18 protein-coding genes are annotated in these 22,221 nt (G+C 46.1%); 13 read left to right on the forward strand and 5 right to left on the reverse strand.

The annotated features are described in order from the left end of the window. The first annotated feature begins 35 nt into the window (after nucleotides 1-35). Together D0S45_19195 and D0S45_19200 are read left to right on the forward strand one after the other, a co-directional pair. A complete protein-coding gene (locus tag D0S45_19195; protein TIH12066.1) occupies nucleotides 36-479 on the forward strand; it encodes a hypothetical protein in 444 nt (147 codons plus the stop codon). A 610-nt stretch (nucleotides 480-1,089) separates the two neighbouring features. Further along, nucleotides 1,090-1,392, forward strand: a complete 303-nt coding sequence (locus tag D0S45_19200) for a hypothetical protein (protein TIH12067.1) — start codon at nucleotides 1,090-1,092, stop codon at nucleotides 1,390-1,392. On the opposite strand, the gene D0S45_19205 is transcribed toward D0S45_19200, so the two are convergent. Further along, on the reverse strand, nucleotides 1,370-2,506 hold the full coding sequence (locus D0S45_19205) for a response regulator (protein ID TIH12068.1): 1,137 nt from the start codon (nucleotides 2,504-2,506) through the stop codon (nucleotides 1,370-1,372). The two genes, D0S45_19200 and D0S45_19205, sit on opposite strands and share 23 nt — an antisense overlap. Before the next feature lie 65 nt (nucleotides 2,507-2,571). Continuing rightward, a complete protein-coding gene (locus tag D0S45_19210; GenBank protein TIH12069.1) occupies nucleotides 2,572-8,046 on the reverse strand; it encodes a response regulator in 5,475 nt (1,824 codons plus the stop codon). A 173-nt stretch (nucleotides 8,047-8,219) separates the two neighbouring features. On the opposite strand from D0S45_19210, the gene D0S45_19215 reads away from it, so the two are divergent. The 11 genes from D0S45_19215 (at nucleotide 8,220) to D0S45_19265 (ending at nucleotide 19,439) form a co-directional block, all read left to right on the forward strand. Then, nucleotides 8,220-8,468, forward strand: a complete 249-nt coding sequence (locus tag D0S45_19215; protein ID TIH12070.1) for a hypothetical protein — start codon at nucleotides 8,220-8,222, stop codon at nucleotides 8,466-8,468. A 700-nt stretch (nucleotides 8,469-9,168) separates the two neighbouring features. Next, entirely contained in the window at nucleotides 9,169-9,936 is a 768-nt protein-coding gene (locus D0S45_19220; protein TIH12071.1) for a hypothetical protein, read from the forward strand. Nucleotides 9,937-10,117: 181 nt separating this feature from the next. Next, on the forward strand, nucleotides 10,118-10,330 hold the full coding sequence (locus D0S45_19225; GenBank protein TIH12072.1) for an AlpA family phage regulatory protein: 213 nt from the start codon (nucleotides 10,118-10,120) through the stop codon (nucleotides 10,328-10,330). After that, nucleotides 10,331-11,950 carry a DUF3987 domain-containing protein gene (locus tag D0S45_19230; protein ID TIH12073.1) on the forward strand — a complete coding sequence of 540 codons (1,620 nt, stop codon included), beginning with the start codon at nucleotides 10,331-10,333 and terminating at the stop codon, nucleotides 11,948-11,950. A 265-nt stretch (nucleotides 11,951-12,215) separates the two neighbouring features. After that, nucleotides 12,216-12,518, forward strand: a complete 303-nt coding sequence (mobC, locus tag D0S45_19235) for a plasmid mobilization relaxosome protein MobC (GenBank protein TIH12074.1) — start codon at nucleotides 12,216-12,218, stop codon at nucleotides 12,516-12,518. Further along, nucleotides 12,509-14,044, forward strand: a complete 1,536-nt coding sequence (locus tag D0S45_19240) for a hypothetical protein (GenBank protein TIH12075.1) — start codon at nucleotides 12,509-12,511, stop codon at nucleotides 14,042-14,044. The genes mobC and D0S45_19240 overlap by 10 nt, the downstream gene beginning before the upstream one ends. 409 nt (nucleotides 14,045-14,453) lie before the next feature. Beyond that, on the forward strand, nucleotides 14,454-14,951 hold the full coding sequence (locus D0S45_19245) for a hypothetical protein (GenBank protein TIH12076.1): 498 nt from the start codon (nucleotides 14,454-14,456) through the stop codon (nucleotides 14,949-14,951). Between the two features lie 12 nt (nucleotides 14,952-14,963). Further along, nucleotides 14,964-15,929: a hypothetical protein gene (locus D0S45_19250; protein ID TIH12077.1), complete on the forward strand. Its 966-nt coding sequence runs from the start codon at nucleotides 14,964-14,966 to the stop codon at nucleotides 15,927-15,929. Beyond that, nucleotides 15,929-17,182: an MBL fold metallo-hydrolase gene (locus D0S45_19255; protein ID TIH12078.1), complete on the forward strand. Its 1,254-nt coding sequence runs from the start codon at nucleotides 15,929-15,931 to the stop codon at nucleotides 17,180-17,182. The genes D0S45_19250 and D0S45_19255 overlap by 1 nt, the downstream gene beginning before the upstream one ends. Next, nucleotides 17,179-18,546, forward strand: coding sequence for a hypothetical protein (locus tag D0S45_19260; GenBank protein ID TIH12079.1), 1,368 nt, complete (start codon nucleotides 17,179-17,181; stop codon nucleotides 18,544-18,546). Before D0S45_19255 ends, D0S45_19260 begins: the two co-directional genes overlap by 4 nt. Before the next feature lie 41 nt (nucleotides 18,547-18,587). Then, nucleotides 18,588-19,439, forward strand: coding sequence for a Fic family protein (locus tag D0S45_19265; protein ID TIH12080.1), 852 nt, complete (start codon nucleotides 18,588-18,590; stop codon nucleotides 19,437-19,439). Nucleotides 19,440-19,634: 195 nt separating this feature from the next. On the opposite strand, the gene higA is transcribed toward D0S45_19265, so the two are convergent. The 3 genes from higA to D0S45_19280 are packed head-to-tail and all read right to left on the reverse strand — an operon-like array spanning nucleotide 19,635 to nucleotide 21,506. After that, nucleotides 19,635-19,943 carry an addiction module antidote protein, HigA family gene (gene higA / locus D0S45_19270; GenBank protein ID TIH12081.1) on the reverse strand — a complete coding sequence of 103 codons (309 nt, stop codon included), beginning with the start codon at nucleotides 19,941-19,943 and terminating at the stop codon, nucleotides 19,635-19,637. Nucleotides 19,944-19,956: 13 nt separating this feature from the next. Continuing rightward, nucleotides 19,957-20,235, reverse strand: coding sequence for a peptidase (locus tag D0S45_19275; GenBank protein TIH12082.1), 279 nt, complete (start codon nucleotides 20,233-20,235; stop codon nucleotides 19,957-19,959). 53 nt (nucleotides 20,236-20,288) lie between these two features. Then, nucleotides 20,289-21,506, reverse strand: a complete 1,218-nt coding sequence (locus D0S45_19280; GenBank protein TIH12083.1) for a DUF4102 domain-containing protein — start codon at nucleotides 21,504-21,506, stop codon at nucleotides 20,289-20,291. Nucleotides 21,507-22,221: the final 715 nt, after the last annotated feature.

A 22,221-nucleotide genomic window follows, 5' to 3' on the forward strand; every position in this document is an offset into this window, starting at 1 on the left:
ATTGAATTTTAAAAGATATAAGGGGAAGGTGTAGAATGAATATTAGTAAGAAAGTAAGTGTCTTTGGTGTCTTGTTTCTCATGGTTTTGTTCTGTTTGCCGGCAAATGCTGAAGTCAAGGGTAAGGTCGATAACGGGCAGAAACAACTTTTGAAAATGAGCACCTTGAGCTCTGTTGAAGCCAATCAGGAGTTTCAACGCAATGTGCAGATTATGCAGTTGCAACGCCAAAGGGTAATTCAATTACAGACTCAACTGGAGCAGGCGCAGACAAAAGAATTGAAGAAAAGCCTTAAGAAAGAGCTGAAAGCTGCTACTAAGAAGTTGAATGAAAACAATGAACTGATGGTTAAAACTTACGGATTCTCTTTGAACAGAAATTATGTACTTGTTGTGGAAAAGGCGCACATTTATTTGGAATTGTCCCCTGAAGAGGCAAAGAAGATGGAAAAAGATAAAAAGAAGGCAAAGAAGAAATAGTTATTTCGTCTTGCTACAATCGGTTCAGGTCTTTCTGAATGCAAACAGAGGAACCAATATTTACTGGTAGACTAGATTAAATTCCTGTCCGCAGAACTGCGTACAAAATTCGGTAGTTTTAGGTAGTTTTCGGCAGTTTGAAAAATGGCATGAAATAGCTGAAGGCCTCATGAATCAAAGGGTTAAAGGCGTTCCTGGCTGAAAAAGAATCATCTGCCAGACAATTTGTAACCAGCAGGCCGTCGGTTCAATTCCGATCGTTGGCTCCATGAAAAATTAAAGCCCCACAGTGTGTTAGCATATTGTGGGGCTTTTTTTGTCCGTTTCGGGGAAGGGGAGCTTGATAGGAACCGCGTACAATGTGCAGGCACCAGCTCTGTGATTTTCATGATTCCAAGCAGAAGATAGAAAAAAGCGATCATGAGCAAAGGAGAACTGGATGAACTAATTATCTTGCAGGATCCGCTTTGCTTCAGTGTGTGATGAAATAATCAACCCCGCAGACGGCACGGTGTAAGTCTTCCTCGCTTGCCCTTGCGTTATGGGGGGGGGCTGCTGGGAAGCCTGATTGTCAGATAAGTCCGCTTTCAAGGTTTAAGGGGAAAAGTGCATGGCTGGAGCATTAAGATTGTTACTGGCGGTTGTTTTGCTGCTGAGTTTCGTATCAATGGCTGTGGCCGGGAAAAAGAAACATTTTTCCTCGTCATCGGTGTTGGTGGAAGCCGAAGGACAGGCCTGTCTTGGGCAGGATCGCATCAAAACACAGGCCCGCAGGATGGTTCTGGACGAGGCCAAACGCGCTGCTTCTGAAAAGGTGAGTACCCATGTCTTACGCGAGACCAAGGTGATCAAAGGCATGAGCAGGGCCGAGGGCATTCCTGCCGCGCTGGCTACTCCTCTTCAACAATCATAGCCCGGATCTTTCCTTCAATCATCCCATTTGCCCCGAAGCGGTGAATAACCCGGAGTGCGGTCTCACTGACTATTGTGCCTGATGTTGCCACGCACATTCCGGTTGTTGAGATCACATCCTGATCCAGAATCATGCCGATGCGGATTTCGAGCGGGCTGAACCAGCCGGCCTCGGTTCCACTGACAATGGTGGTGGTAACCTGACCCATGGCTTCGACAATGCGCGGGTCATAAGCCAGGGCTTCTGTTTTCATCAAAGACAAGGCGGCCTCAGGGGAAGCTCCCTGCAAAATGTGCTGGTCGTAATCAAGGGCGCAGCGCAAAATCTGCTGGGCTGAGGGAGGGGCGGAAATGTTCCCGTCAAAGGGCGCGCGCTGGCCAGCCACAAGCTCGCCCACGTGGTCCAGAAGCGGAATTTCCTGTACCAGATCTCCCCCAAGTGCGGGATGGTTCTTGAAAAGCTCGATTTCCTCACTGGACACATGCTCAAAGTTTCCTGTGTATAGTGATTTCAGGTTCTTGCTGGTAATGCCGAGGCTTCCTAACTGGGATAAACGCGCAGCCAGTTCAATGGGCCATATCGGGCTGACTCCAAGCTCCCGGGCTGTCTTTCCGGCCAGACGGGAGCACCGCTCACAGCGACTGGCGGCAGCAGGGTTGAGCCAGCCGATGATATCCGTAAGCAAGGCCACAGCCCCCTTGAGGGTTTTGCTCAGAACCTTTTCCGTTTCTTGTTGAGCCTTACGCAGATTCAGGTGGGTGGATACCCGGGCCTGTACGATGGACGGGGTTACCGGTTTGGTCAGATAATCCACCGCTCCAAGTTCGAGTCCCATGGTTTCGTCTTGCGCCTCGGTCAGGGCGGTAACGAATATCACCGGGATTTTTTTTGTTTTGGGTGATCCTTTAAGCCTGCGGCAGACCTCGTAGCCGTCCATCTCGGGCATCATGATGTCCAGCAGGATTATATCAGGCTGGGGCGCGGTCCGGGCCAGCTTGAGGGCTTTTTCCCCGTTTTTGGCAGCAAGGATGGCATAGTCGTTTTTGAGTGCTTCCATGAGAATTTGTAAATTTTCCGGGGTGTCGTCTACTATGAGTACTCGTTTTTTGTCCATTTGCTCACCTATTCCTTTTCCAGAGATTGGATAAGAGTCTGGGCCATTTTTCCAATCGCGTTCTGTTACTTGGTTCCCGAAACCAGTTGTGTAAACTCTTCAGCAAGGCCATTCAAGATTTCCAAAGCCTCATCAGTATCAAAATCATCAAACAGACGCGCGGCTTTGTCCGCTGCGCCCGTGTAAGGCGTTCCTGATAATACTTCTTTGAGCTCATGCATACTTTCCATGGCTTCGGATAAATTATCTTCCACGCTGTTCTGTATCTTAGTGGTCAAGGCCATGCATTGTTCAGCGTCCACGGCTTGAGTCGGCCCCGCTTCTGGTGCTGGAGGGGCGGCGGGAAACAAGGTTTCAAGGCTCTGTCTGAGAATGTCCATCTGCTCAATCATGGAGGCCAGAAGCGGTTCAAGGTCTTTGGCCCCGGACTTTAGTCCCCGTTCCACTTCGCCAGCAGATTTGGAGAGGGCATCAAATCCCAGATTGGCGGCGACCCCTTTGACCGTGTGGGCGGTGCGGGTGGCCTCTTCATTTTGTCCGTCCTGATTTTGGGCTCGTATTTCCTGCGGTGTATCCAGATACTTGGACTGGAATTGGCCCAGCAATTTTTTATACAATTTTCGGTTGCCGGAAACCTTGGACAACCCGGCCCTTACGTTGATGCCGAGCATCCCTTCCATGGGCAGATCCTCCCCGGTCGGTTCCGCATCTTTTGCTGCCGCCTGCGGGGAGTCCTCTTCCGGTAGTTCCCGTTTGCCCGGTTTGATGTGTTTCAGCAGGGTCTGCAGGAGCAGATCCGGGGCGATAGGTTTGGTTATGTGGTCGTTCATGCCCGCATCAATGCTTTTTTCCCGGTCCCCGGCCATGGCATGGGCGGTCATGGCCACGATGGGCAGCTCGGTTATGCCGGGGAGATTCAGCTCGCGGATTTCTCCGGTGGCGATGAGACCGTCCATGACCGGCATCTGGATATCCATGAGCACCAGATCGTACTGCTTTTCGGCTACAGCTGCCACGGCCTCCTGACCGTTGTTGGCCACATCCACAACCATACCCGCTTTTTCCAGCAATTCCATAGCAATCTGCTGGTTAATCTCATTATCTTCGGCTAGCAGGATACAGGCTCCCCGGATCATATCCAGTCCTTCGGGATGCGTGGAATCTTCCATGTGCCTGCGGGGCTTCAGTTCTATACCCTGTCCGAAAACTTCCATAATGGTATCAAAGAGAAGTGACTGATTCACCGGCTTGATGAGGAAAGCCTTGATTCCTGCATCTTCGGCCTGACGTTTGATTTCATCCTTGTCATGAGCCGTGACCATCAGTACTTTCGGCAATTTTTCAAGCATGGAGTTTTGTTTGATGCGGCGGGCCGTTTCGATACCGTCAATCCTCGGCATCTTCCAGTCCAGTAATACCAGATCATAAGGCTTGTTCTGTTTGGAGGCTTCCTCCAGACTCAGCAAACCATCCTCGCCTGTGGAGGCCGTGCCCACCTGAAAGGTCATGGCCTCGAGGGCTTCGCTGAGGATGATCCGGGCTGTGGGGTTATCGTCAACCACCAGTGTGCGTAAACCTCGTAAGTCAGGTTCAGGGACGTAGCTCACGCTTATGGCTTTGCCTTTGCCCATAGTTACCGTAAAGGCAAAGGTGGCCCCTTTTCCAGGGTCACTTTCCACCCAGATATGTCCATCCATAATCTCCACCAGACGTTTGCAGATGGCCAGTCCCAGTCCGGTTCCTCCGTACTTGCGGGTGGTGGACCCGTCGGCCTGTGAAAAGGACTGGAAGAGTTTTCCTATCTGTTCTCTGGTCAGGCCGATGCCGGAGTCTTGCACTGAAAAGAGTATGGTGGCCGTATCTGCGGTTTCATGTTCAGACTCCACGGAGATGATGATCTCTCCTTTTTCCGTGAATTTTGTGGCATTTGTGGCCAGATTTATGAGTATCTGACTTAGGCGTAAAGGGTCTCCGACAAGGTTCTGGGGCACGTCCTGTCCTATTCTGAACAGCACTTCCAGCCCTTTTTTCTCTGCTCTGGTCGTGATGACATTGGCCAGGTTGTCCATGATGCTGTCCAGATGAAAGGGGATGTTTTCAATGTCCATTTTTCCCGCTTCGATTTTGGAGAAGTCAAGGATATCGTTGATGATGCCCAGCAAATTGTTGGCCCCGGCCAGTATTTTTGTCAGATAATCGTGCTGTTTGGCAGTGAGCTCTGTTTGCAGCGCCAGATGGCTCATGCCGATGACTGCGTTCATGGGCGTGCGTATCTCATGGCTCATGCGGGCCAGAAAATCAGACTTGGCCCGGGTTGCTTCTTCTGCGGTTTCTTTCGCGTCCACAATGTCCTGTTCCATTTGTTTACGTTCGGTGATGTCCTCAACCGTGCAGATTACCTCCGTTGTCATTTGGTCTGCTCTGACCGGGTTGAACTTGAAAAGCAGATCGGCCTTCCTGCCTCCTGTCACCGAGGTATATTCTCCTTCGTAGTTAGTGGTCGCTCCTGCCAGGGCAGCGATCAAAGCTTCTACTACCGCTTGGTTGGATATATTCATTAATGCATCGAATCCGATAAGTTTTTCTTTGGAGCTGCCGAAAATAATTGCAGCCTGAGCGTTGCAGTTGAGAATGATCCCCTGTTCGCTGAAATGGAGAACCCCGACCGGTGAGTTTTCAAAGATAGTACGCAGTTGACTCTCGCTTGTGGCGATACGTTCTTCAGCCTGTTTTCTTTCGGTAATGTCACGGATGGTTCCCACCGCATACCAGCCGTCCCCCATCTTAAAGGCCTCAATAGCCACTTCCACCGGAAATTCGCTGCCGTCAGAGCGCAGGGCCATCACCTCATGAATGTGTCCCAGTAAATCCCCATGCCCGGTCTGGGTGAATTTTTGCAAGGCTGTATTGGCCATCGCCCGGTACCTTTCAGGGGCGATGAGTTCATGCAGGTCTTGGCCCATGGCCTCTCCGGCTGTAATTTCGAACATTTTTTCCGCAGCGGAATTCCAGTACATGATCCGGGCCTGGGCATTGATCATGACCAAACCGTCATAGATAGCCCCGCTCATGGCTTTTACCTTCTGTTCGGCTATGGCCCGTTCATGGACTTCTGCGGCCAGTCTGCGGTTTGACCTCAGAATAATCACCAGAATAAGCAGGGCCGTAAGGCCGCCCGGTATGACCGTCTGCCACACAATTTTCCAATCCATCCGGGTCTGCACACGTACTTCGACCCAGCGGAGGTAAAATTTTTGGCGTTCCGTCTTGGGAATGGCCTTGAGGGCTTTGTTCAAAATATTCACCAATTCCGGCCAGTCCTTGCGTACCCCGAAGGCGAGCAGGTATGAATATGGTGTGGTGGCCGCTACCCTGAGTCTCTCAATATTGTTTAGCCGGGTGGCGTAGGTAATGGTTCCCAGATTATCCATCACTGCTTCGGCCTTGCCGTCCAGTACAGCCTGAAGGGCTTGTTCAAGGTTGCCGACCTTCACCTGTATGATGTCCGGATAATCGGCAGTCAGGTATTCTTCGGATGCGTAACCTTCCACAACCGCGACCCGTTTGGAGCGTAGATCGTTTAGTCCGGAAATGAGCGGAGCATCTTCATGGGTGACCAGAACCATGGGAATGGTCAGGTAGGGACGGGTGAAGTTCATATATTTTTCGCGTTCCGGGGTCGGGGTCATTGACGGGATTACATCGAGCTCCCCGGCCTTGGCCTTGGCCAGTACCTCTTTCCAGGGCAGTCTTCCGATTGGCTTCATGGCTACATCAAGACGGGTGTTCAGCCAGGATACGTATTCTGCGACAATGCCTTGGTATTGGTCTTCCGGGTTGAGGGATTCGAAAGGCAGCCAGTCGGAATCAACTCCCAGACGGATATCCTTGTGAGCGGCCAGCCATTCCTTTTGCTCAGGAGTCAGGGTCAGTTCATATTGTTTCTCAACCTGTGTAATTCCTGTCCAGTGCCTGCGGATATCCATCCAGTCGCTCTGGGTTAGTGTTGCCAAGCCTTTATCCAGAATAGAGGCCAGTTGCGGAGCATCCTTGCGTGTGCCGAATGCCAGAATGGACCCAGGCTTGTTTAAGGGGCCCTGAATCTGCAGGTTGGTCAGCAGATCCTTGGCTATGACATAGGTGGCAACCGCACGGTTGCCCGCGTAGGCATCGGCCTTGCCAAGGGAAACAGCTTGCAGGCATTCCGGTGTGCTTGGGTATTCGATAATATTGACCTGCGGGTAGTTCTTGCGAAAATATTTCACATTGCCAAACCCCTGTTCTAGAGCCAGTTTTTTTTCTGCCAGCTCTTTTTCACCGGCAAAGAAGGGCCCGCCTGAGCGGGCGACAATGACGTGGGGAATGTTCATGTAGGGTTTGGTGAAATTAAGGAATTTTTCACGTTCCGGCTTGGGAGTGACATCCATAAGGGCATCAATGGTTCGGGCCTTGGCATCAGCCATATTATCCTTGAACAGGCCGCTTTTGATATCTGCCTTCAACCCGGTCCGTTTCATGACCAGTCTCAGGACATCCACATCAAGACCTGTCGGGGCTCCATCAGGGCTGATAAAGGCAATTGGAGGCCAATTCGACATAATGGCAACGTTGATTTCAGGGTTTTCGGCAATCCATGCCTTTTCTTCGGGGGTCAGGCCGAGTTGCGCTGCCGGACCGCTCGCTTTATCAAGGCCCGCCCATTTGCGCAGAATGGTTTTGCTTTCGCTTTTGGGGATGACAGACAAACCCTTATTCAGGATGGAGACCAGTTCAGGCCAATCCTTGCGGATGGCAAAGGCCAGTTCCTGCGGACCGCCCGGAACCGGGAAAGCCATTTTCAGGTTATCTATTTCCAATTGGTTTATGATGTAATTTGACGCGGCAAGGTTGCCGATTACAGCATCTACATTGCCACTGGATAAGGCCAGCAGTGCTTCTTCCATTGTGGGGTACAATATGGGGTTGAAATCTGTGTTGGACTTAAGCCAGCCATGATGGGAACTGGAGTCCTGGACCCCGAGGGGCAGCCCATTCAAATCTTCAAGAGAGGTGGGCTGAGGGCCATCCTGCCGGACATAGATCACCCGGGGGAAGGACAGGTAGGGCTTGGTGTAAAAGAAGTATTGTTTGCGTTCTTCGGTGATGCCGACGCAGGGCAGGCCGTCCAGCTTCCGCTTTTTGGCCTTTTCTACAACCTGCTTCCATGTAAGGTCCGCGGCAATCTGGAATTGAATGCCAAGCTCCTGTTCAAGCAGCTTGATGTAATCGGCGGCCATGCCTTTGTAAGCACCATCCTCATCAAAGAATTCGAAAGGGGCAAAAGAGGGGTCCACGCCGAGCTGCACTCTCGGATGCTTAGTCAGCCATTCCCGCTCATCATTATTGAGATTGATTGCGGCCTTTGTCTGTTTTAAATTCTCAATCTTTTCTTGAGCTGCTGAAACCGTCTCCGGTCCCGGCAACAGGAATGCATTGAGAATGAAAACGGCCAGAACAAGCAATAACTCTATCTTATTGAATCGCCATCCTATGCAACGCATGCTTCTTCCCGGACGTTAAGATTTCAGATCGCTAAATCATAGCATAACTATTTCAAAACTAACAAGGGAATAGCCCGATCGGCCCTTTAAAGGCAGCTTTAGTCCATAAACAACTCTGCCTAGTTTGTAATTTTCAACTTGCAGTCTTTCGGAATCGGTTTTCCGGGATGTATATGCAGGAGAAGGGAGGCTATTCGACGATGAATATTTTTATTTGGAGCAGGGAGGCTGATCATCAAAGTTGTATACGCAAAATGTGGCCGCAAACTGTCCGCAAATCTGCGTACAAAGTACAAAATTCGGTAGTTTTAGGTGGTTTTCGGCAGTTTGGAAAATGGCATGAAATAGCTGAAGGCCGCATTAGTCAAGGAATAGCGGGCGTTAGCGGCGGAAAAACCGATCTTCCGCCAGACAATTCGTAACCAGCAGGTAAGTCGGTGGTGGTTTCTATCGTTGGCTCCATGAAAAAGTAAAGCCTCACAGTGTGTTGTCGCACTGTGAGGCTTTTTGGGTTTAGCAATAAGTTACCGTCCGTATTCCATGGATGCGGTTATATTCAGGCTGAAACATTTGAAGAGATCTTCCGAGGGATTGAGCTACGACCCTTCAGCATTTGCAGGGGCAATAGGCTATGTTCCAGAGGCGTTTTAGTTCCTGTGGGAAGGCTGGAGCCTTTAAAAAGGCACAAAAAAGCCTGCTCAGGTGAGCAGGCTTGAAAAATTAGGCTAGTAAAAAGGTGAGTAAAAATTGTTGTTTATTCACCTTTTTCTGCTTTAACCTATTGAAATAATTGGCGGGCAATACAGGACAACAAAACAGTTCATAAGGTACTGTAATTAATTGTAAAATTGTGGCAAAAAAGTTTGCATACTCACAGCCGTACTCACGATTTTTAAAGTCACTGCCGGAAGTTGTTTTTTGAATTAAATTTCGTTTTAGATCAGCTAGTTAGTCATATTTTAGAGTTTTTACGTCCTTTGTCGTTTGACTCACTTTGTCCGCATCCATATAAGGCTGCAAGCGCGGCTTTTTTGGTCACGAAGATTTGAAATTTTGAATCGTGCAAGCCGCAGCTTATTAACTGGTACTGAAATTCCAGAAATAAACTAAGGAGAAATAAATTTGTCAAATTCAAATAAAAATCTAAAAACAGTTAAAAGATACCTCACAGGCTTCCTGTTGCTCTTTATCGGCTTCGCATTGTGCCTGCTCATATATCCCCCTTCATACCTCTCTGCGTCAGCGTACAGGTTTACCTTTTTTATGATGGCAACAGCCTTCTTCTCAATGATGCTGCTATATATGTATGGTCGTATCAAAGTGAGCGATATTCTTAATCAAGGCATTGCCAGTGTAAAAGAAAAGGATAAAGTCATTAATGAACTGATAACGGAAAACAGCCAGCTCAAAGAAGAGGCTGATGGGCTTGTCCGTGATTACGATCAATTGAGTGAAGAAGTTGCTGCATTAGCCAGTGAAAAGGACCGACTGAAAGAAGAGGCAAGCATACTTATCAACGAAAAGGATCAACTAAGGAATGAAGTCTCCGAATTAAAAAGTAAGCCTGAAACAGATGTTCAGCATTCTGATGATTCGCAAGGCTACAAAGCAAAAATAGAATCCTTAGAGACTCAGCTGGCCGAGAAGGAAGAAATCATAAACAAGAGCGGTTGGAAAAAATGGTATCTCGCAGCCTGTTCAGTTATGGGTGAAATCATTCGCGAAAATACGGTCAACTTATCTAATCCGGTGACGATCAAAAGGGATGCCTTTTTCGAGCGCATCAAATCGAACTACCCCGATCAGAATGAAAAGGAATTCGGCTCTGCGAATCGTGTAGCATGGAAGTGCGTTCCCGACACTGTAAAGCACACAGACGGGTCTTCTTAGGGGGTAAAAACTGTTAAAGAAGACTATTTTACCCCTCCTGCCCTTAAAAAACATCCTCATTTAATACAGGGGCTTAAATTTTAAATTTACAATTTAAGCCCCTGTACCCCTTTTACCCGTCTAGCAAACAAATCCGGTTCTTGTAGGCTCGTCCGAAACGTCAAAACACGGAGGAAAAACTATGCGAACCGAAACCAATCATACCGCATACCATCTGCCCAATACGGGCTTTGTAAGACTTGTTGATGTCCTGAAAGTCATTCCTGTTTCCAAGACAACTTGGTGGAAAGGAATCCAGACCGGACGCTTTCCAAAGCCTGTAAAACTTACCGAGCGCACAACCGCTTGGCGGGTCTGCGACATCCACAAACTCATCGAAGAGCTGGAAGCATAGATGTCTGACATGGCGTCTATGGCTTATGGAGGGGGCAGCTTGCTCCCTTCGCCTTCTTCTTTTCCGCATGGAGTGCTTCCGCCCAGCATCGAGGATTCGCTCGATGTCGCGGCTTCGGCCTACAATGTTCCGCTTGCGGTTCCGGCTATCACCTTTCTTGCGGTGATCGGGGCCACGGTGGGCAGGACTCGCGGCCTTGAAGTGAAGCCAAGCTGGATAACACACCCGAACCTGTACTGGGCATTGGTTGCCAAATCCGGCACGGGCAAAAGCCCTTGCTCTGCTGCGATCATGAAGCCGATCCATGAAAAGGATCAGACCGAGTACCAGAAGCATAAGCAGGAGCTTTCCGAATACGAGCTGGATTTAAAGGAATGGAAAGCTGAATTCGCCCGCGCCCAGCGAGAAAATGAAAGCCTCCCGGATAAGCCGGTCTGTCCTGTATGGAAGCAAAGCTATATTGAAGATAGCACCACGCAAGCCCTCGGCACTATTCTGGCCGGAAATCCTCGTGGTGTTCTCTGGTATCGTGACGAATTGGCCGGGCTGCTCTCCGATCTTGGCCGCTACGACAATAAAGGCGGCGATGGAGGTGATAAAGCCCGGTTGCTTTCCGCTTATGATTGCGGACCATGGAAGGTTTCGCGCAGCACTAGAGAAGGGCTGCATATTCCGCACGCCTGCGTTTCCATTTTCGGGACGGTCCAGCCGAAGTTGCTGCCGAACCTCTTCAAACCGCAAGATACGATTTCTGGCTTTCTGCCGCGTTTCCTTTTTGTTCGCTGTGAGCAGGAAGCACCGCCGCTTTGGACATCCAAAAGTTTCGATGGAGAGCAAGCGGAACTTATTCATGGATTCATTCATCAAGCGCAGGGCTTGAATTTCGGGTCGGAAGATTCGCCGCAAATTATCAGCTTGTCAGAGGCTGCGCGTGATCTGGTGCAGGAGTGGTACGACCAGCAGGTTCTGGCCCACTGGTATCAGCCGGAGCTGGAGCAGTTTGAAGCTCTGGCTCCAAAACTGCGCGGTGCGTTTTTCAAGCTTTCGCTGATCATCCACATGCTTGATTGCTGGAGCGCAGGCAAATCCGAACTCTGTCCGGTCCTCCCGGAGTCGATTCAAAGAACGATTCAGTTGATGCAATGGCTTGAGGAGCAGCAAAGGCAGGTCTGGACTCTGCTCTCTGCCGGGAACAAATTTCAGGAGACTACGACCATCGGCCGCAGAGTTGCGCGGGCCATCGTTGCCCTTTCAAAAGATATGAATCAGAGCCTGTTGCCGACTTCAAAAATTGTAGAATTTCTGAATCAAGATTTGGCAGATTCTTTCCATGTGAAAGCGGACGCGGTGGGCAAGAGCTACAAAGAATTGGGCATCGAAATCGGACGCAACAGCCGCGAAAGAGGTGCCAAACTCACCCCGGAAATCATCAAAACGCTCTCCCAATACTTTCCTGCCGAAAAAGGCGTCATACCCGTCACAGGCGTCATTGACCCTGATAAAAACAAAGAAATTCAGATAGATACGAGAATGACGGCTGGAGTGACACCTGAGAATCAGGCGTCACCGGATGTCACCGCAGAAAAGTGCAATAATATCAATATAATGAAACAGGAATGACGGCTATGACGTCTATGACACGTATTTTAGAGTTCTATACATTTTTGGGTTCCATGACGCTCAAATTCTTCCATGGAGTTAACCCTGCGACGGTCATTCGAGCTGGAAAAAGCGACCGAGAAGCGCATGGATTGATGCGTATCTGCTGTCCAAGCCAGTTTACCCAATGTTTCACATTGGGAACTGGCGAGGGAGAAATCTCCCTTCGATCCCTCTTGCTTTTTGAGCCGTGCGAGCACTCCATTCTCTGCGAGGGTTGGACTCCATGAAGAATGAAGAGAAGCGCACCGAATTCGTGAACACGCGGGTCACTCCCACGGAAAAGCACTTGCTCAAAATTCAGGCTGAAGCGGAAGGCATGAGCCTCGGAGATTTTGTCCGCGTGCAGCTCAATCGACCGCGCGTCAGGAAGACAAAAGTCGAAAGGCAGAAGGTCATCCATCTGGCCCGCATCGGAAACAACCTGAACCAGATCGCCCGTTGGGCTAATACATATAAAAAGAATGCCGAGGTCGCGCAGGTTGTGCTGGTCCTGCTAGAAATCAGGGAAGAGTTCAAATGCTTATGAAGGTCTTCCGACACGGAGTCGGACGTGGTTCCAAAGTCATCGGATATGTGACCGGCCAGCATGACGCCAGAAGAAAGGTCACGCCGCCCGAAGTTTTGCGCGGTGATCCCGATTCCGTCTGCGACCTCATCGATACCACCACTCGCAAATGGAAATACACTTCCGGCGTTCTCTCGTGGGCTCCGGGCGATAAGGTCACGCCCGAAGATGAGAAGAAGCTCATGGACGGTTTTGAATCGCTGGCATTCTCCGGGATGGAGCCGGACCAATATTCCATCCTTTGGGTGCGACACGGCCATGCTGGCCATCATGAAATGCACTTCGTAATCCCGCGCACTGAGCTGCGCACGGATAAGGCCTTCAATCCCTGCCCGCCGGGATGGGAAAAGCAATACAACCCATGGTGCGAATTGCAAAATCGCCGCCGCAACTGGGCGCGGCCCGATGAGCTGAAACGCGCAAGACTGGTTAGCCCCGGCAGCTCAATTCAGAGCTACAAATCCGGCAATGCTTCCGAAATCCGGCGCACCGTGACCGAGGCCATTGTTCAAGGCGTCAAAGCCGGACTTATCCATAACCGAGAGGACATTATCAATACGCTGGAAGAGTTCGGCTTCGCAGTACCGCGCAAGGGCAAGGAATACATAACAATTGAAATACCGAAGGACGATAACGATACCGTTTCCCAGAAACGCAAAAACAACCGTATCCGTTTAAAAGGAGTACTTTATGCAGAATCATGGACAGCCGAAGAATTCAAACAACGCGCTGGGCTTGGCCGAGAAAATGAAGCAGCAAATGGACGAGCAAACGCAAAGTTCAAAGCAGATAATTCAAGAAGAATTGCAGAACTTGAGCAGCGAGTTGCAGGAATCCGCGAGACACGAGCTGAGTACCATCGAAGCCGCTATAAAAGCAGAAGTTATTCAGATCAGGAGCCGTCAGGAAAGCTTGATAGAAAGCTTAAAAACAACCTCACGTATCCCGTTGTTGGTCTCCATAGTCCTCACGATTCTGGTCTGCCTAACGATCATCGGAGGGACCATGATCTGGGAGAAGTGGGAAATCAAAAAATTGCAGGAAATATCAGCGAATCTCAAAAATTCTCAACTGGTATCAATAAATCTCACGGAAAATCAGAAAAAATCAAAAATTCTCATCGACTGGGGGATTTCACCATACGTTCAGGAGGGACAGAAATATCTCATATTTCCCAAGGGCGTGAAAATCCATCCGACAACAACCAAGCACGGGGACGCAGCTTTATACATAGAGGATTAAGCCATGAACGAATTACAGCAGAGCTTATTGGATTTGATGAACCGGATCGAACGGGACCAGTCCCAGCGTCTAGCCGCCCAAGACGCCAAGATAGCGGCCTTGGAGCAGGAAATACAAGGCTGCCGGGACTTGCAGACCGAATTGGAGAGAGTATTGAGCGAGTTGGAAAAATTGTTCGCTCGATGAAAAAGTTAATGTGGAGGTTTAAGAAAGTCAGAGACCGGGGAGCTGGGCTTGGGAGGTAATAACTGGTTTGAACTGTTGCATATTTTGCAACAGTTCAAATTTTATTTTTAGAGGATGTGAGAATTCTTGTCTTTTTCTGTCCTTTTTTGTCTTTGGGTCCCAGTTTCACATAATTCCAAAAAATCGCAGATAAAGACAGGGAAGGACAAATAAAGACGGATTGAGTCAGAAAAAGACAAATTTTCAGATTTAAGTTTTTCCTAAATGCGAACGTTCAGCGAGCTGATTTTTCAAGAAACACATAATAACAACTTTGCTTTTTAAAAATTAATTTACGTTTCAACACATTGATATTAATGTTTATTTTAATTATTCATCGTCTAAGTGTGAATTTAAGAGAAGGATAACTGAATATATAGGAGGGAATCAAAATTTTTAAGCCTAATTTTTAATCAAGAGGACAGGAAATTGTTACAACAGCATACGGTGAATTTATTAAACGCCATTTTTAGTCTAGGAGAATATCAAAAGTACAATTGTAGCAAAGAAGTGTCGATCAAAATGGGTAGCTACACTCTCGAGCCAATACTCACAGAAGAAAGATTACGGCAAGAAGATTTCCAGATGGAAAATTGCTGCTACGATGATTTAGAACAATTGAAGAAGGGTAAAGTTCAGCTAATTTCTATACGGGCTCCTGATAGCCAAACAGTTGCAACCGTTTGGTTTATAACTGTCGAGGATAAATGGTATTACAGTAAATGTTTAGGAAAATTTGGTAATAATTTAATTGCACCCCACTCAATTGAAGTTGACGGAGCATGTGTTTTAATTTCGGTTAAAACTGACGAAGTGGATCTCGTCTACGACTATGATGAAACCATTGAAGATATTTCGTGGATTATTTTAGATATTGACGATATTACATTGGAGCTCTTAGCTGAGCTTGCACAAAATTTTAAATGAGCGGGGTAAAAAATGAGTAGAGGTTTGAATTCTTTGTTTCTTGCGGACTTGAAGGATGGAATTTTAACTCCTGTTTTGGAAAGAGTTCTTAAGGATCATACTTTGGATTTTCAAATCAGAGATGATGAGGTTCATATTTATTATCGAGGCGGACAGTTATCATCCATTAAACCTGCAACAGCTAAAGAAAAGTATTCTGTCTCATTTGATAAAAACTATTTGAAGGGCTCTGACTTGGACGTTGATCTCGTTCCTGAGATTACTGATGCAGAGACAGCAGAATTGTGTGTCTCGACATTTCAATCATTAAAACTTGCTATGGATTTTCATTTTGCTAGGCAGCAAAAAAATGAACGAGAATTTCAACAATTGGTCTCACGCGAGAACAGCTATTCCAGCCTGTCGAATAAAACAGACTACTTCATCGTAGACATTGAGTTTGAAAATAAAACAGAGGATGTCACCACTAAGTTTGATTGTATTGCAATCAAATGGCCCAGCGTTTCAGCGGCAAGAAGAGATCCCAACAATAATAAGCTCAAGCTGGCAATAGTTGAAATTAAGTATGGTGATAACGCCCTGGCAGGAAAATCTGGGTTAGTTGATCATTTAGATAAGACATATAATTGCTTACGTAACAATGGCGTATTGGAAAATATTACGTCAACTACACTCAAGCAGTTCAATCAAAAAAGGGAGCTTGGATTAGTCCATTTCTCAAAAAATGGTAACCAAAATGAAATTACTCATTTGCCAGCTAAGCCTGAATTTATTTTTCTTTTTTCCAACCATGATCCTTCATCGTCAACTTTGAGCAATGAAATTGACTCAGCTGCATTTAAGGTTTCATTCGAGAAGCTACAGGAATATGCCGATGTGCGTTTCGCCGTATCTTCTTTCATGGGGTATGGCTTATTTGAAGAATGTGTTCTTACTTTAGATGATTTTAAAAAAGTGCTCAAAGCACAGGCTAGTTAATGAAAATTATTATTCATCGTGGAACAAATGAAATAGGTGGTTCTTGTGTCGAAGTCGAAAACAACGGCACAAGAATCCTTTTAGATGCAGGATCACCACTGGATGACTCCCCTGCTTTTTTGCCAGATTCAATTGATTCGTTTGATGGTGTTTTTATTTCACATGGGCATCAAGATCATTATGGATTGATTGAACATCTTCCTGATGAAGTTCCTTTGTATATTGGTGATATAGCTTGGAAATTTATGAACTCTTTGCGTCTCTTCTTGGAAAAACCAATTTTAGAGGTCAACAACAAGACCAGCCTTGATGCTGGTAAATCTTATTCTGTCGGAAGCATTTCTGTGACTCCTTATCTTGTGGACCATTCTGCTCCTCAAGCTTTTGGTTTTCTTATCGAAGGTGACGGAAAGCGAATTTATTATTCCGGTGATTTCAGAAGCCATGGAAGAAAGTCTCAGACTTTTGATTATTTATGTAAGAATATTCCCCAAAGAATTGACGCGATCCTTCTAGAAGGAACGATGATGAAACGGGATAATTTGGATTTTTCCAGTGAAACAGATGTTGAAAAAGGAATGGTTGAATCAATCAAATCGGAAGAAGGTTTGGTTCTTGTTAGCTGTTCATCTCAGAATATCGATCGGATAGTTTCCCTGTACAGAGCAACCAAAAGAACAGGCCGAACACTCGTTGTTGATATTTATACTGCATGGATATTGCGCCTCGCTCAGCAAATGTCATCAAACCTTCCAGACATTAGTTGGGATAATATGAAAGTTTTTTCAAGGAATAAGCCAGCTTCTGGTTACTATAAAAGAATTAAAGAGCATCACGAGTTCTTCGGTAATTTTAAATATGATCTATATAAAAAAGAGAATGAACTGAGCTTGGACGATCTCCGCGCAGCCCCTTCTGCATATGTATTAAAGATGAGTGACTATTGGCTGAATTATGTGAAGGAGCTGCTGCCCAATTATTCGTCCACAGTGATCTATTCACAATGGGCAGGCTATTTAGACGAAGGAGCCTCCTACTTTAACGAGAATGCAGCGAACTTGCAGAAATTAGAAAACTCTAAATTTGAACTTATCCATACCAGTGGACATGCCGTTCGGGACGATTTGATCAAATTGGTTGAATCTATAAAGCCAAGAACAGTCATACCAATGCATACGGAGCATAAAGATATGTATACTGAATATTTTAAGAATGTGCATATCTTGGAGGATGGTGAGGTATATAAATTATGACAGATATTGCGTGTAATAATGACTCTGTTAATGGAATAGAGTTCTGGGAGTCTTTTTTTGACCAATATAAAGATTTTAGCGACCAAAGAGAATGGGAAAAGAAACAAGGTATAAACGATTTTAATATTTTAACAACGGTACTTAAATCCACAGATGAAGTCCGTTTGCACACGCGCTATCTATATGCGCTACTAAATCCCAAAGGCCTTCACTACCAAGGGACACTGTTTCTAGAAATTTTTATGACCGCTATAGGATATAAAGACTGGTTAGACTATAAAAAAACAAGGGTACGCAAAGAATACAGCCTTATAGATAGCAAAGACGATGATCAGCAGAATCAAGTTGATCTCTATATCACTGATGGAAATAGACATATTATTGTTGAAAACAAATTAAATGCAGTCGATCAAAAAGGGCAAATAGCTCGTTATGCCCAGACTATTCATGATAAATACGACCTTGAACATACAGATTTACTTTTTGTATATCTTAATAAAGGCCGAGAGCCAGAAGGTAGAGCGTTGAAATGGAACAATGAAGGTTACAATATAGATCAAAGTCATCAAACTTTAAAAAACAAATCTTCTGGCTCTAATATTTGTCTTTATATTAGCATTCAATACTCAAAAGAAATTATTTCATGGATTAACGAATCCATAAAAGCCATAAATCATATTGAATCGTTAAAATTTGCTTTAAATGATTACAAAGTAGCTGTTGATAAAGCCACAAAAAAATATATGAGCAATATAATGACACTAGAAAAATTCTTAGAAGGCAAAACACCAAAAGAAGAAAATCAATTTTACCTTCAAGCTATGCGTGCTGCTGAGGAGTTACCTAAACTCCAGATACGTTGGTTTAAAACAATGGTAAAAGAACTAAAAAAAACTATGTCTGGATATGAAACTGAAGGGAAAGCAATACCTATTTCCGTTGCTGAATGTCCAGAGCTGGATTCATTCTTTTACAAAGATAAAATGGCATCTTTATATATTAATAAAAAAGAGAAATCTTCATACAACAAAGGGTGGTTTTGGAAAATAACTACTGGAAAATTTTGCAACAAAGCTTTGCTCTGTATTGTATATGGTAGGTATTATTTACATGTCGGCTTAGTTCCAATTGATTTTATAGATTCTGATATAGATTGTATTAGAATCAACCTGTCGAAAAATGACGACTTTATAAATAAAAATAAGTCTATAGACTTGAAAGCATATGATGCGATGCGTAAAAAACTGCCAAATTTTATCAGCAATGCGGTCAATCTTATTGAAGAACTTCCTGCCTTGAAAGACTTTTCGACAAGTTTTCAAGCAAATCTTATTAAAGAGTTGCTTAAAGAGGATGGTGTTTAATTTTTCTATTTACGAAAAAGTAGACAAAACAAGAACATAAAATGTCGCAAATAAACCCCACATATATAATCCCTAACTCCGCAGACCTCACGGCCAGCCTTGCCGAGAACGACCGTTTGCAGAAAGCCATCGAAGAGAAACGCTTCTCGCAAGACAATTTGTGGGATGTGATCCAGTTCAAGTTGAAGGTGGACTGGACTTATAATTCTAACGCCATTGAAGGCAGCACTTTGACCTTAAGCGAAACGCTCTTTTTCCTGCGCGAAGGTCTTACAGTGAATGGTAAGCCACTTAAAGATTTTCTGGACGCCAGAAATCATTCTGAGGCCATTGATTTGCTTCAGGACGCCATCAAGAACAAGCGGCCTTTTTCTACTGGGTTTATGAAAGAGATTAATGCCCTGATCCTGAATGGGGTCAGCTACACAGCAGCGCAGACACCGGACGGGCAGAGCACCAAGAAAAAAGCCCATGCAGGTGAATACAAAAAGCATCCCAATCATGTTTTGACGCCAAGCGGTGAGATTCATACTTATGTTGCGCCGGAACAGGTGGCTGCTGAAATGGATCAACTTTTTGAATGGATTGCTGAGCAGGAGCGAAACGGAATCCATCCACTGATTATGGCTACCATCGCGCACTATAATTTTGTACGTATCCATCCATTTGATGATGGAAATGGACGCGGGGCAAGGCTTTTGATGAACCTGCTGTTTATGAAAAACGGTTATCTCCCTGCCGTTATCAACAATGAAAACCGTCAGGATTACTTTGAATGTCTGCAACTGGCAGACAAGGGAGATCTGGCTTCTTTTTGCCTATTCGTTTCACAATCCTTGCGGGAAACTCAGGAATCGGTAGTAAAAATTCTGGAAGAGAACGGCAATAAGTAAGAGTGATGAATGGCGCGGAATTCAGCTATCCGGAAATTCCGGATAGCTGGGGGATTTGCAAAATGATCTGGAGCGGGATTGAACTATCCGGAAATCCCGGATTGTTGGAAGATTTACACAATGAACTGAGGCGGAATTGAACTATTAGGAAATTCCGAATAGTTCACAGAGAACATTTTCATAGGATGGGCATCCTCAGCCCAACTCCAAAACTCCCGGAACCGGGGTTACGTCCACAAATGCAGCAGGATTCTGTTCAGCTTCCCAAAGATCACGCTTGCGCTGGAGATTAAGCCAGAGGTCGGGGGTAGTGTTAAAAGCCCGTGACAGGCGTATGGCCATAACAGGGGTTACACTGGTCTTTTCATGGAGGACTTGAGACAGATGCTTGCGGCTGATTCCTAAATGGGCAGCAAGGGCCGTTACAGTCAGTCCCAACGGTTCCATGTAGTCATACTTTATAATTTCGCCGGGGTGTGTCGGCTTACGGGTAGCGGCGTGCATGTTGCCTCCGTGTTTAGTGGTAGTCTTGATAGTTTACTACGTAGGCATGGCCGTTTTCAAATTTGAACGTTAATCGCCAATTGCCGGAAACCTTTACGGAATAATGATTTACAAGGTTTCCTTTCAAGGGATGCAGATTAAAGCCCGGAGCGTTCATATCCTGAACGTCAGAGGCTGAATCCAACCTGTCAAGCATCCGGCCCAGCTTTGGCGCATGTTTAGCCTGAATCCCTTTTGTTGTTCCGCTATTAAAAAAAGCTTCAAGGCCCTTGTGGGCAAATCCTTTAATCATAATGTAACCTCTAAGGTAACACGGGTCAATGACCCGTGTTAGCCTTTTTCGCGTTAAGCTCTTTTCTTAAACGGGATCACAGTTCCGCCGTCACGCAGACTATCAAGGTAGTCTGAGAAGCTTTGCATCATTCGGGTACGTTCCTCAACGTATTGAGCATGGTCGTAGGCTGCGCGGACTTGGTTTTTCTGGACATGTGCCAGTTGGCGTTCAACCAAGTCGGTAGACCATCCTGCTTCATAGAGCAGGGTTGTGCATGTTGCTCGAAAACCGTGGAAGCAAAGCTGGTCTTTTGTAAAACCCATACGGCGCAAAGCGGTATTGAGTGTGTTCTCAGAGAGAATGCTTGAATTATTGATGACGCTGGGAAAGACATATTCAGACGGGGTATTTAAATCTTTAATCTCTTGAAAGATTGATAAGACTTGTCTTGAAAGAGGGACTATATGATGGTTACGCATTTTCATGCGGTCGTTAGGCACGCGCCATACTTTGCGTTCAAAGTCTATTTCTTCCCATTTCATACCGCGTATTTCTTTTGAGCGGGTGAAAGTATACATCCCGACACGCAAGGCTTGCTTCACAATGTAGTGTCCGGTGTATTCCTCAATATAGCGTAACAGCTTGCCGACTTCTCTTGGATCGGTCAGGGCCGCACGATGTTTGCGAGTCTTCGTGACGGGAGGCAGCGCGCCTTTTACGATTTGTACGGGATCACTTTCAACCTTATCGATGAAAACAGCGTATTTGAAAACCTGAGAACACAAAGAAGCAACCCTGTGGGCTGTCTCAATAGTTCCTTTGGATTCAATGCGTTGCAGTATCCGAAGTATGTCCTTGGGTGAAATCTCAGAAATGGGCTGAGAGCCTAAATATGGGAAAACGTGATTTGAAAGGCGTCCCTGATTTGTGCGGTAGGTCTTTTGCGTCCATGACTCTTGGTTCTTGTCCAGCCACATTTTGGCTACCAGCTCAAAAGTATCATTTTGCGCTTGAGTCTCGGCTTGCTTGGCTTCTTTGACCTTTTTAGGGTTCCGTCCGCTCTTTAAGGTCTTGGCGGCATTAAGATGTGCAAGACGGGCGTCAGCCAGACTTGTTTCAGGATAGGTTCCAAGACCCAACATAGTGGCCTTGCCTTCAAAACGATAACGATAACGCCAGAATTTTTTACCTGTAGGTTTTATCTCGATACAAAGACCGCCCTGATCTGCGAGGCGGTATATTTTTTCTTTAGGTTTGGCGTTCTTAACCTGTGTGGCTGTAAGGGGCATGCTTGTCTCCGTGTTTTGTGAGTATGACCAAAACTACGTACTCACCATACTCACAAATGTACTCACAATTGGTGAGTATGTCCACAGACCGCATGGGAGTGTATGGGACAAGCAGAAAAGAAAAAACCCTGTGTTTACAGGGCTTAAAGTGTCCTATGGGACATTAAATTTTTTTATTCTGGCGGGCAATACAGGATTCGAACCTGTGACCTTCAGCTCCGGAGGATACGTAATCGTATCCGGTGTATGTTATTTCAGGTGGTTAACACCCGTTCTTACCCATTGAAACCTATTCAACTCACCTAAAAAGGTGAGTTGAAGGTGAGTAGGGGAGAAAGCGATACAATTGGTGGATCAATGGTTATGGTAAATAATTTTATTTGATGCAAAGAGGGAACGAATTGTTTTTAAAATATTTTCTACTGGATAATTCGTAATCATTTGGCCGTCGGTTCAATTCTTATCGTTGGCTCCATGAAAAAAGTATAGCCTCACAATCTGTTCTAGTATTGCGAGGCTTTTGCTTATGGTGGGAAAAATTATGAAATCGTGCGGACAATATGCGGATTGAAGTGCCCTATAGATGACGGACAGTCTTCGAGAGGTTAAGGTCAGCTCATGGAGAGACAGTCATGAGTAACCGAGAGTATTCAGAAGAATTTAGGAAGTCTGCCGTCAAGCTCGTCACCGATCTAGGCTATTCATATAACGAAGC

The organism is Marinifilum sp. JC120, from assembly GCA_004923195.1.
In the GTDB taxonomy this organism is placed as follows: domain Bacteria; phylum Desulfobacterota; class Desulfovibrionia; order Desulfovibrionales; family Desulfovibrionaceae; genus Maridesulfovibrio.